This window comes from [Clostridium] scindens, from assembly GCF_019597925.1.
GTDB lineage: Bacteria > Bacillota > Clostridia > Lachnospirales > Lachnospiraceae > Clostridium_AP.
The window spans coordinates 2,687,192-2,700,342 of record NZ_CP080442.1; the positions used below are offsets into that span (position 1 = coordinate 2,687,192).

The following is a 13,151-nucleotide window of genomic DNA, read 5'->3' on the forward strand; positions in this document are numbered from 1 at the left end:
AAGAAGCATATTTCACAGAATTCCGTGCTTTTCAGAACACGATCCCCTGTGAGATATGCTTCATTTATGTTTCAACAAAATTTTCCATAACTGGAACCTTTTTTAAATCAAATCACTTCTGACAATTCGTCCCTGAGTCCCTCTACCCTTTGGAATTCGTCTTCTATCTCCCGGTACATATCCGGATAGTCTTCTCTTGCCTCTCCCAGGCGCAAAGGCTCTACGATCGCGCATACACGATCAAATAGAGGCGTTAGCCCCATATTCGCGGTAACCCCTTTTAACGTATGGGCCGCCGTAAATGCCTCCCCGTAATCCTTGTCCTTCAGCGCCTGTCCCAGTTTTTCCATACTCGGATCCTGGAACAGCATTCCAAGAAACTTCATATACATTTTCTCATTCCCCATGAAACGGGCAATCGTTTTCTGATAATCTGCCCCGTATTCTTCAAATATCTCCTTGAACGTTCTCATTCTGCCAGTCCACCTCCAAATATAAAATCATACATAACCTGATACAGCCGTTCTGGCTCAATTGGCTTTGCCAAATGGGCATTCATCCCTGCTGCCTTGCTCTTCTCGATGTCGTCGTCGAACGCATTGGCCGTCATCGCTATGATTGGGATTTTCCGGGCATCCTCATTGCTCAGATGCCTGATATTGGTAGTGGCTGCCAGTCCATCCATCAATGGCATGCGTATATCCATCAGGATGGCATCGTAATAGCCTGCCTCGGACTTGCTGAATTTCTCCAGCGCGCGCAATCCGTTCTCTGAGGTTTCTACAGTAAAGCCCTTACTCTCCAATAGCATTACCGCAACCTCCGTGTTAATCTGGTTGTCTTCCGCAAGCAACACCCGTTTGCCGGTAAAGTCATAAACGTCAGCCGCCACCTGCTTCTCTTCTTCCTTCTCGTTCAATACCCTGGTAAACGCCGAGATCAGGGAGGACTTGAACATCGGCTTGCTCATCAGCAGATTTACTCCCGCAAGCTTGGCTTCGTGCTCAATCGCGATCCAGTCATAGGCCGTCATAATGATAATCGTCACATCCGGGCCCACTATTTTACGGATACGGCGGGCAGTCTCGATTCCGTCCATCTCCGGCATCTTCCAGTCTATCAGAATCATGTCAAAATACTTCTTCTCCTGCCAAAGTTCCTTTACCCGCTCAATAGCCTTGCGGCCGCTGTCCACCCACTCGGCCTTGATTCCCATCTCTTTTAGCGTAGCCATAGCACTTTCGCACACGGCCACATCATCATCTACTACTAGAGTCTTCAAATGCGAGAAATTGAGGTTCGTCTTTGTCTGATTGTGGCGCAGCTTCTCTTCCTCTGTAATTCCCAACTTCACATCAATGGTGAACTCGCTGCCCAGGCCTTTGATGGAACGTACGGCGATCCTCCCATCCATCATGTCTACGATGCTTTTCGAAATTGCCAGCCCCAGGCCAGTGCCTCCATACATCGTCGTGGCTCCTGTGGATTCCTGGGAAAATGGCTCATATATACGGGAAATAAATTCCTCGCTCATGCCGATTCCCGTATCATTCACGATAAATCGCAGTTGCGCGCTACTTTTGCTCCGTTTTCTCTGGGATGCCGAGAAGGTTACCTTTCCGCCTTCATTGGTGAATTTAATCGCGTTACTCAGGATATTGATCAGCACTTGCTGCAGTTTCATAGCGTCCCCTATATAATAATCATCCAGCACCGGATCTACGATGCACTCATACTCCACGCCTTTGGCTGCTGCCTGCCCATAGCAGATGGAATTGATTCCATTCAGAAACTCCTCCGTTGGAATCTTCTCATTCTTCAGCAGCATCTTCCCACTCTCAATCCGGCTCATATCCAGGATATCATTGATCAGTGATAGCAGAAACCTAGAGGATATCCCAATCTTGGATATGCAGTCAGCCACCTGTTCATCATCTCCGATGGACTGGGCTGCAATCGTACTCATGCCAATGATCGCATTCATCGGCGTGCGGATTTCGTGGCTCATCCGTGAAAGGAAGTCCGACTTGGCGGCATTGGCCTGTTCCGCCGCCACCAGCGCGGAAGCCAGTTCCTCCTTCTGCCGCTGCTCTTTGTGGATGACATCGCTTACGTCCCTGCGGGCCATGCAGACCCTTCCGGTAGCCCGGCTGATATAAAATACCTGGAAATGCTTCATCCGCTTCATGCCAAGCTGATCTTTAAATTCCACCAGGAACGTATAGGAATCCTGATGTTCCAGCTGTTCCTTCATATATTGGAAGTCCAGCTTCCCAAGATATTCCTTTCTGGCTTCCTCGTCCATAAATTTTTCCGCGATCCTGCGGATCGACTGCTGAAACCGCCCTTGCACGGGAATCGTATCCGCGCGACTGCTGTCGAAGGAAATCAGCCGATGCGTATCCCGCACGATATCGATGTCTGAGATAACGTCATAATCCAGTGTCGCAAGTTTTTTAAGCAGCAGTTCCTGCATTTTCTGCTCTGTAAGGTCGGAAGTATAGAAGAAAATGATTACATCGCCGGTTTCCGGATTCTGGGAAGTCCTCATATTCGTGCTTCCCCAGAATGCCATGCCGTCATTACGCCTGCGCAGGAATTCGAAGTGATAATCGCATCTGCCCAAGGCATAGTCCTGTAATACCTTCTCCCGCTTCAAGGTGGCACGTATTTCTTTTGCGGACTCCTCATCTATGGCAGACATTGCCAGCTGTTCTACAACCTGGTCATAATTTTCTCCGACCCTGACAATCGCCGTTTCCGAGGAAGACACATAACTTTCCAGACGGTTCTGCGTAATATTTATCCTTCCCTGGATGCTCTCCCCAGAAGAAAGCATTTCCGCAAAATAGGCCAATTCCTTTTCGTACAGTTCCCTGACTCTCTCATGCAGATGCTTCTCTTCCGTAATATCCACGAAAACGCAGTAGAAATACTGCTCCCCGTCAGGCTCGTCAAAGAGCTGGGCCTTGATGGAGATCCATCGCACCCTCCCGTCCTTGCAAACCAGCCGATTCTCATTGTGTATCGTATTCCCATGCTTTAACTGATCCTTGAGTTTGTCAGCCATAATCTCCAGATCCTCCGGATAGATCACTGACGCCATATGGTTCCCCATAGCTGCAAACTCTTCTCTTGTATAGCCTATGAACTCAAACAGCCCATCATTTGCGTCAATCACGGAAAACACATTGTCAAACTTGCACCTAAAAACTGCGCCTGGGATATTATTATAGATGTTCAGCACTTCTTCCTGCGACTGCCTCTGCCGGGTAATATCTATGCATACCGATATGAGGACCTCTCTGTCATCCTCGGTCTGCATTCCCCTTCCTGCATCATGTACCCAGATATAAGTGCCATCCTTCTTCCGCATCCGGTATTCCGCCGCATACTCTCCCTTTTCTTCTATCTGCCGGAACACATCTGCCTGCATATTCTGCCGGTCTTCCGGATATATGCAGTTTAGAAGCGATCCCTGGATTTGGGCCTGGAACTCCTCTTCGTTGACATATCCCAGATAATCCAGCATCCTCTTGTTGATGAAGTAAAGCGGCAGCCGTGGCTCCAGATAGCAGCCGATCATTCCTCCGGGCATAGATTCTTCCAGCAGTTCCTCCCTCAATTTTGCGGCCTGCTCGATAACCAGCGTCTCCGGATAATGTTCTCCATTCTGCTGGGCCCTGCTGGGCTCTGCAAAATGAATGCTCCTGATCTTCCATTGCCCGCAAGTTCTTCCCAAAACGCAGAACGCGCGCAGATGCCACTGGTACATGGTATTTCTTAAGCGGAATTTCGCAGACAGATTATGGACATTGTCCGCCAGTATCTGTTCGCGCATGTATAATATCTCGAACAGAAAAGGTTCCGGCATCTCATCGATATCCTGCCGGATATATGATGACATTTCCTCAATTCCGCTGGCTTCCTCCTCATCTCCTGTCCCTATGAATTCCACGTCCTCTGTCAGATACCCTAAAGCGTCTTCCAGATTCCGCTCTTCAAACCAGGCTTGGCAGAACGCCTGAAGCGTCGCCTTCGCCGTAACTTGCTGTTCCATCTGTCCTATTCCTCTCTATCCAATACTTTGTGCAATGTCATCCGTAATATGTCTATATCTATAGGCTTGGCCACATGCGCCGTCATTCCTGCTTCCAAAGATGCCTGTACGTCTTCGGCAAAAGCATTGGCAGTCATGGCCACGATCGGGATTGTCCGCGCATCGGGCCTGTCTGTCTGCCGGATACGCGCAGAAGCCTCATATCCGTTCATCACCGGCATCTGTATATCCATCAATATGGCATCGTATTCTCCCGGAGGCGCTTCCTCGAATGCCTGCACCGCCTGCCTGCCGTCCATCCTCAACACAGACTCTGCGCCAAACATTCCCAGCAGCTCGCAGAGGATCTCCGCATTGATATCATTATCCTCAACCACCAGGAACCGCCTGCCCGCCAATTCCTTTTCCCTCTTTGGGCCCAGAGTCTCTGACTCCAGGGAATTCTGCCATTCCTCCGGCATGATCTCGCATTCCAGTTCCACCTGGAATACAGAGCCTTTCGACACCTGGCTTTCAACCGTCAGCCGGCCTCCCATCAGATCTACCAGTCCCTTGGTAATACTAAGGCCAAGCCCCGTCCCTTCTACCTTCTCTGCCGCATGGCTTCGCATAAAGGGCTCGAACAGGCTCTGCTGGAACTCTTGCGTCATCCCAATGCCCGTATCCGTCACTGTAAAACGATAGCAGGTCCATTGTGCTCCTTGTTTTGCAGGCGACTCTTCAACGGCAAATCCGACGGTCCCCCCACTTGGCGTGAATTTTACCGCGTTGCTGAGGATATTGATCAGGATCTGGCTGATACGCAGCGAATCCCCATAAAAATTCTTATGGCTGATGCGTGACTGAATCTCGAATTTAATTCCGGCATCTTTCGCCTGAGGCTCGATGATGGCCGCCAGCTGTCCGATCAGCCCCGGCATATGGATTGCCATATGGTTGATGGTGATCTTGGAATTTTCAATCTTGCTCATATCCAGAATATCGTTGACAAGGCTTAAAAGATGCCTGGAAGATGTCTCGATCTTCTTCAGACAGTCTTTTACCCTCTCCATGTCATGGATATTGGCATTGGCCAGCGTGGTCATGCCTACAATCGCGTTCATAGGCGTACGAATGTCGTGGCTCATGGCAGACAGGAACTCGCTCTTTGCCCTGCTGGCTTCCTGCGCCATGTTCAGGGCATTCTCAAGTTCATGCTTGGCCTCCCGCTCGGATGCCAGCATATCCGTCACATCTGCCCGCACCAGGCAGATCGTGCTATGGTTCTGGTCTCCCCACAATACGTTAATCTGCTTATAGCAGATCTGATCTTCTTCTTGATAGGGAAGGACAAAGTCATATCCTTCCGGCTTTTCTTCCAGACGGCGGATCATGTTTTTCAGTTCAAACTGCTGCCTTGCTTCCTCCTTATTCTCTACCCCATAGAACTTGGCAAAGCCATCTACCGATTTGCTATACTGCTCTAAAATATATGGAGACAGATTTTCCAGCACCGTCTGCCGCGTATACATGATAAACTGCTCGCTTCTGATATTGATAAATCCTGCCAGTTCAAATGTATAGGCGATCATATGCAGCAGACCCTGCTGCTCCTGGATCGACTCCGTAATATCCGTTCTTGACAGGCACACCCTGCCAAGCCTTAAATCGATTGCGGAGACGGTAAGGTTCTTTGCCCATATATTTCCATTCTCATCCATGATAGAAAAGCCAAAAGTGTAGGAGTGTTCCTTCTTTAGCCTATCCATAATATAGCCAGGCTCCAGGCATGCCTGATACTGCTGCCTGTCTTTGGGGACGATCCGGGTCTGAACCATCTGGCTGACCCACTGCGTATGGCTGCCCTGTGCAGGCGGCGCGCAGCAAACCTTGCCGCTGCTTGACAGGATATTATATGTATCATGATGCAGGTCCACGTCCACCACAAAATCATAATCCGTAACGGAGAGACGATGCATGATCCGGTCGGAAATCGTCTGCTCAGTGATATCCGTAACCGTAAGGACTCCGGTAACATCTCCCGTATCCGGAGTTTCCAGCAGGTTCATCTTAAACTGGACATAGCGCCCCTGCTCCTCTTTGGGCAGTTTGACAAAGCATTGCAGAATCTGCTCCGTATCCTTTCTTTCAAATGCGGCCAGGCTTGGCTCATTCAAATACATTTCCAGGAACTTCCTGCGGTCTTTCTCTTCTACAATCAGGCTGCTAAGTCCTGTAAAGAACTTCTCCCTCTCCTCGCCAAACACCTCCAGAAGGCTGGAGTCCGTATAGTCAATGATTTCCAATATCCGATTCCTTGTTATATTGCAGTGCCCCAGCACCAGCGCGTTAGGCCCTGGAGCGCGGTAATGCCGGATAATCAGGTCTTTATACTGGCTGCGCATCCGCTCTTGTGCCTCTATCTCCTCTGTCATATCGTGATAGACGGCATAGACCCTATGGTCGCCACCCTGGTTTTGGATAAGAGAAAGGGTATTTTTTACCCACAGATAGCCATCCTTGCCTTTTTTAATACGGTACACGATCTCATAACTGCTATCACAGCCAGCGATGTACTTTTCCATTGCCTTGCGCACTCTTTCCCTGTCTTCCGGGTGAACTCCCGCCATAGCATCACTGCTGTATAACTCCCATGCATCATCCATATCCATCTCTGTCATAGCGGCAAATCCATCTGATATAAACTCCGGAATCATCGCGCCGTCCTTTTCATAGCGTACGACTGCCACGCCCCCCGGCAAGTGTCTGACCAGCGTCTGAAAATACTGCTCCAGCCTCTCCTTCTCCTTACGCATTTCCACTTCCTGCGTAACATCCCGGACAAACTTGATGTAAGCCGGAATCCCATTCCATTCTGTTTCCTTGAAGCGGGTCTTATAGTACTCCCCTTTCTCTTCCACCCACATCTCATGCTCTTCCCCGTCCGGCTTCTGCGTCTTTAACGAGCAGAAGCTGCAAGGCTCGCTTCTACCCTGAAGCGCTTGATAGCATTTTCTTCCAACGCTGTCTTTACAGTCCTTGAACAATTCTTTGGACTCATTGACATAGAGAAGGTCATAATTCTCCTTGTCTATTACATAGATGCCATCTGCCGTCTCATTGGCAATGCTTTGAAAGAGCCGGGTTTCGGCGGACATTCCCGTAAATACCGCGTAGAACCTGGCATTTTCCGATACCGGCCCCATGCGCCTCCCGTTCAGATGAATCCAGATCAGGCTGCCGTCCTTATGACGCATCCGGTAGGACACATCCAGGACGTCCCCGCTGATCACCGCAGCCTTTGCTGCTGCAAATACCCTCTCCCGGTCCGGTTCATAGATAATGTCCAGGACATTGTTGCGGATCATTTTCTTATACTCTTCTCTGCTGTGCCCAGACAGCATCATCACGCCATCAGAAAAGAAGGTGGGGATAAACTTCTCGCCTTCAACCCTGTAGCTGGCAATTCCTCCGGGTATGGAATTTACCAGATGGCTTAATTCCAGTTCCGTTTCCTTCTGATTGGAAATATTATGGAACACGCAGTGAATCAGAGGGCAGCCGTCCTGCTCTCCGATATATTTCATCTGGGCCCGCACCCATACGATATAGCCTTCCCGATGCTGCTTGCGGAATTCTATCTCGGCAATTCCACGGGTACGGATCACCTCCATAGCCTTATCTACGACCTTCTTAGTATCCTCTTTGTAAGTCAGTCCGGCGGCATCCTGTTTGATCAGCTTCTGGTATTCTTCCACCGTATACCCAGAAAGCTGCGGCACTCCATCTGAAAAGTAGACTGTCTCAAAAATATCCGATACTTTGTAGATTGCCACGCCGCCGGGAATTGCATCCACAATATCCTGCATCTTTTCGTTGGCGCTTGTCAGTTCGTTCTCCAGCCATACCTGCTGGCTGACGTCGCTGTAGACAGCGTAGAGCAGCCGTGTACCATCGTCTTCTCGCTTCATCGTGCCATCGATATGGATATAGTGGTACTTCGCTTCCCTGTCGCTATATAGCCGGAAGGTATGGTGAAGCTCGCGGCCTTCTTCTTTCATTTCTTTAAATTTCTTCTCCAGTTCAGGCATGTCCTCTTGATGAACGCCTGAAAAAGGCATCTTTTTCTCAACTCGGGAAATATGTTCTTTCGAATAGCCTAGTATCTCATAAAAAGCGGGATTGTGATATACCGGGAATATCCTCTCGTCCTCCAGCCGATAGACGCATACGCCGCTGGGGATATTTCGCAAGATTGCCTCTAATTCTTTCTCAAATCCTTTATTCAATTCTAATCCGTTCCTTTCCCAGGTTAAGCGATGCTACTTCGCAATTGCCCACATGCGGACCGGGAGTCCTGTGGCTCCTTCGATTGGAAGAAACGCCACAAATACGATGGCGCCTGCCGGAGGTACCTGATCCAGATTGCACATGACCTCGACCTGCAATTTCCCTTTTCCCAGGAGGTATCTTTCGCATGCCAGATCCCCGGCCTTCTCTGCCAGAGCGGAGGCATCCGTATCCAGCGTCTCATGCCCGTTGGCCGCCGCATTTCTGACTTCATAGATATACTGCAGCGCTTCCATAGACCAGCCCGGGAAATGTTCCCCGCCATTCTCATCTACATTGGAGATTGCATCCATATCCGGCCAACGCTCGCTCCATCCTGTGCGCAGTGCTACAAACGCCCCATCTGGAATATCTCCAAACTTCTCTTCATACGCCTTGATATCCTCCACGGTAACTGCATAGTGCACATCTTCCTTCACCTTCTCGGACACATCGATCACCACGAGAGGATATGCCATATTCCGCACCGTATACTGCTCGCTGAGCGGCTCCCCCTTCACAAAATGTCCTGGAAAATCAATATGCGTTCCAAACTGCCCCGGAAACTTGAAGGTCTGGATCAGACATTCCAGTTCATTTCCCCAGTCATAGGCCGTTTTCCCAAGTTCTACCGCACCTTCCGGTATCCCCGCCCAATAAGGGCTGTGATTGTTCAGTGGATGCGATAATTCTATCCAGCGATACTTTTTCAATTCTTCCAATTTTTCCCATAATTCATACATAATCCCGTCCTCCTCTAATAAAATGCACAAAATTTCTCTCCGTCCAAAAGTCATTATTATCTATTATATACAAATACCGTATTAATTGCAAGAAAAGTACAAAAAAGCAGGCTTTCTGACGAATATATTCAGAAAACCTGCTTGCCTTTACTTTTTTGCCGCCCTAAACGGGAGTTTGACACAGGATTATATCTCTTGTACGTAAAGAAAGGGACTCTGCCCCACCAGTTGAATCATCTGCTTTAGCATACGCCCCTTCTTTAGAAAATATATTTACATATTTGTCTTTTCGTTTATATCACATAGCTTTTCTTTCACATTGCTCACCAATACCTGATAACTCACGTTGACATTTTCCTGAATCAAATAATGAATTGCATCTATTTCTTCTGTCGATGCATATAAATCCTTATAATAATTTTTCCTCCCTTTCATATGACCCATACATCCAATATTAACCTGTTTTAATTCCACTTTATTTTCTACTAATTCTCGGTAGACAATTGGCGATTTTGCAAGTAGCATCTTCCTGTTTTCTGTATAATCTGTTTTATTCCGAAGCAACTGTATTGCGTTTTGCACACTTATAATCTGCAAGTCTATACCCGGCGCTAACATTGAACGAAACACCCGATAAATAAACGTATCTTTACACAATTCATCATCCACAATCACTAATTCGGCTGCACCAACATAATCCATCCACCGAAACACAACCTGTCCATGTATTAATCTGTCATCTACACGAGCAAAAACAATATCCGACATATAGTTACCTCTTCCTACCAGAATATACTAAAGAACTGTATTTTTTGTCAGTTCTATTTTTTTTGGTTTTACATATTGCTTTTCTGTTTTCCAAGCTCTGTTTTCAGAATCCAGCACTCGGATAAAATGCTTCACTCTGTCTCCATATCCTTTTTCAATCAGATTAGTCAATGCATAAGCTCCATTTCCCTCTGTATCTGCATTTTTAATTGCTGAAATCGCAGATGTAAAAAGGTCACAGCCAATGTTGACTTTATTAATTCCAAGCTTTGCGACTTTGGCAAGCCCCTCATCACTCGTACCCGATCCCCCATGTAGAACTAACGGAAAATTATTTGTTGCCTTTTTGATTTCTACAAGCCTGTCAAAATCGAGATATGGCTCTTGCCCTTTATTATATGCGCCATGTGCTGTTCCAATTGCAACTGCCAAACAATCAATTCCTGTCTCATCAATAAACTTTTTTGCCAATTCTGGCTCTGTAAGAGCTGCATCCCGGTCTTCACTGTAATTATTTGCCATACCCACATGTCCAAGTTCCGCTTCCACAGATACTCCAACCGCATGTGCAACTTTTACCAGTTCCTTAACCTGTGCGACATTTTCTTCATATGGTAATTGTGAGCGATCTGTCATAATAGAAGAAACGCCTGCTCTTATACATGAAACGGCTGATTCAAAGTCACTGCCATGGTCATGATTAACCGCTACAGGTACTGTAGCTTTTTCTGCAAGAGATTTCAAATAACGACCAAATAAATCCACATCATAATCGAAGATTAAAGGAATTAATAGAATAATTGGCGAATTCATTTCTTCCGCACACTTAATTGCAGTTCTGGCATTTAATTCTGTCTGTGTCACCGGTGCCGGAACTGCATAATTTTCTTCGTTTGCATGCTCCAGTATTTCTTTCATAGATACTAACATATTCTTCCTCTCTTTCTCAATTATTATCCTATGCTCCAACCTTGCTGCATAATCTAATCACAGCTTTTATATCTTCATCGTTTAATTTCGAAAAATTGCCACATAAATCCCCTATATCCCTCGGTATTCTTTCTACAATTAAATCCAAATCTTTTTCCTGATACCCCAAATCCTCCAGGTATTTTGGAATTCCTATTTCATTCATAAAGTTTTCTACTTTTTGAATCCCGGCTAAAATCGTTCTCTCTGGATCAAATGTGTCATTTTCAACTCCCCATACATTGGTAAAATATCTGACAAATCTTGGAATATCTTTTTTGTATACATATTTCATCCAACCTATTGTGAGCAATCCAACACCCGCTCCATGTGCCGAATCATAAAGTCCGCCAATCTCACCCTGGATACTATGAACTGCATTATCAAGAACACGTCCAACACCAAATTCATTGTTGTGCGCCAGGCGCCCTGCCCACATCAAGTGTGCCCTTGCTTCATAGTTTTCAGGATCTTTCATGACAATCGGTCCGTACCGGATTACCGTCTTTATTACCGACTCATTTAACATATCTGTAAGATAGTTATCATGCCGCTCTGTAAAATATCGTTCGTGTGCATGTACAATTATATCGGCAATCCCACATGCTGTAGGATAAGGCGGCACTGAATAAGTTAATTCCGGATTCATAACCGCAAATGTCGGCCTGTTTTTATCATCATATATAAATCTTTTTAGTTTTGTTTTTTCATCTGTAATAACAGACCCAGCCGATGATTCACTACCCGTTGCAGCAATCGTAAGGATAACACCTACTGGAAGTGGCTGCGGATTCTCTCCCCAATTTACATATAAATCTTCCCATACATCGCCTTCATACACAGCTGAAACCGCAATACATTTTGCAGTATCAATTACGCTTCCTCCCCCAACAGCTAAGATTAAATCAATATTTTCTTTTTTTACTGTTTCAGCCGCATCCAGACAAAGTTGAAGTTTTGGGTTTGGTTCGACTCCTCCAACCTCCAAATATCCAATTCCCTGCTCTTTCAAAGATTTTCTGACAGTTTCAAGCAAAGCGATTTCTGACGGATATACGCCTCCGTAGCTTACAATCATTACTTTTGTTCCACCTGCCGCTTTAACATAAGCCCCAATATTTTTTTCTGAATCTTTCCCAAAATAAAATTTTGTAGGCAAATAATGTTCAAAATTTTCCATTTTTATACATCTCCTTTTACATTTTTGCTTTCATCTCATCCGCCCATTTTTTCAGTCTCTCATCTTCTAAGACTTTTTTATTTAGAATATGGCGAGTATCCCCATCCTTTATGAATGATTTAATTTTTTCATATACGATAAGCGGAGAATTCGCCTGAGCATCGTAGGTGGCCCCACCCAGATGAGAAGTCAACGTCACATTGTCAAGCTGCATCCATGGACTATCTGCGGGAAGAGGTTCGACATCATATACATCCAAAGCTGCTCCAGCAATTTTCTTCGCCGCTAATGCTGCGTACAAAGCCTGATAATCAACCAGTCCTGCCCTTGCTGTATTTACGAAATAGGAATGTGGCTTCATTAATGAAATTTCTTCTTCTCCTACCAAATTCATAGTATCCTTTGTCAAACGCGCATGAATGCTGACAATGTCCGATTCTCTGAACAATACCTCTTTTTCCACCAGGGTGACATTTGTTCCTTCTAAAGCTTCCTGCGTCAGGAATGGATCATATGTAAGTATATTCACTTCAAAGCCCGCCATTTTTTTTGCAACCAGACGCCCTATATTTCCAAAGCCTACCAGACCAAGCGTTTTGCCTTTCATATCCGGTGTGAAATCGCTATTAGGAAAACGAAGTTTTGTGACTCCCTCTTTTATTTGATGATGGCATTTTGCAATATTCCTTATTTCACTTAATATCATTCCAACGGTAAAATCAGATACTGCATTTGCATTTCTTCCTGCTGCATTAAAAACCGCAATCCCATTTTGCGTGGCTGCTTCCAAATCAACATTTTCAACTCCTCCACGCGCTACACCAATAATCCTTAAATTTTTAGATTTCTTCATTATGGCTTCTGAAAACGGACAGAATGTTCCTATCATGATTTCCGCATCTGTATTGTCTTTCAGAATCTGCGGAATTTTCATTCCGTTTGCGCCTTTCTTTTCAACTGCAAGTGCCGCTTCTTGAAACGCATCATCCGTAGGCTCTTCAATCCAGTCTCCTGTTACATAATTTATCTCTCCCATAGAGCGGGCCCCTTGTTCCATTGGTCCTTCCATAGGAAGCATGATCGGAACTCTTTCCAGTACCGTAACAATTTTCATTATTTTGAT

General features: G+C 46.2%; 8 protein-coding genes. All 8 read right to left on the reverse strand.

The genetic code is table 11. The features are described from left to right. Positions 1-107: 107 nt before the first annotated feature. Positions 108-473, reverse strand: a complete 366-nt coding sequence (locus K0036_RS12910; protein ID WP_025642936.1) for an Hpt domain-containing protein — start codon at positions 471-473, stop codon at positions 108-110. After that, entirely contained in the window at positions 470-4,060 is a 3,591-nt protein-coding gene (locus K0036_RS12915; RefSeq protein WP_220429918.1) for a response regulator, read from the reverse strand. Before K0036_RS12915 ends, K0036_RS12910 begins: the two co-directional genes overlap by 4 nt. Before the next feature lie 5 nt (positions 4,061-4,065). After that, on the reverse strand, positions 4,066-8,328 hold the full coding sequence (locus K0036_RS12920) for a PAS domain-containing protein (protein ID WP_220429919.1): 4,263 nt from the start codon (positions 8,326-8,328) through the stop codon (positions 4,066-4,068). A 33-nt stretch (positions 8,329-8,361) separates the two neighbouring features. Further along, a complete protein-coding gene (locus tag K0036_RS12925) occupies positions 8,362-9,111 on the reverse strand; it encodes a cyclase family protein (RefSeq protein WP_173693832.1) in 750 nt (249 codons plus the stop codon). A 273-nt stretch (positions 9,112-9,384) separates the two neighbouring features. Beyond that, complete coding sequence (locus tag K0036_RS12930) at positions 9,385-9,879, reverse strand: PTS sugar transporter subunit IIB (RefSeq protein WP_173693833.1); 495 nt, start codon at positions 9,877-9,879, stop codon at positions 9,385-9,387. 27 nt (positions 9,880-9,906) lie between these two features. Next, on the reverse strand, positions 9,907-10,809 hold the full coding sequence (locus K0036_RS12935) for a class II fructose-bisphosphate aldolase (protein WP_173693834.1): 903 nt from the start codon (positions 10,807-10,809) through the stop codon (positions 9,907-9,909). 28 nt (positions 10,810-10,837) lie between these two features. Next, entirely contained in the window at positions 10,838-12,028 is a 1,191-nt protein-coding gene (locus K0036_RS12940) for an iron-containing alcohol dehydrogenase (RefSeq protein ID WP_220429920.1), read from the reverse strand. A 16-nt stretch (positions 12,029-12,044) separates the two neighbouring features. Continuing rightward, a complete protein-coding gene (locus tag K0036_RS12945; protein ID WP_220429921.1) occupies positions 12,045-13,142 on the reverse strand; it encodes a 2-hydroxyacid dehydrogenase in 1,098 nt (365 codons plus the stop codon). Positions 13,143-13,151: the final 9 nt, after the last annotated feature.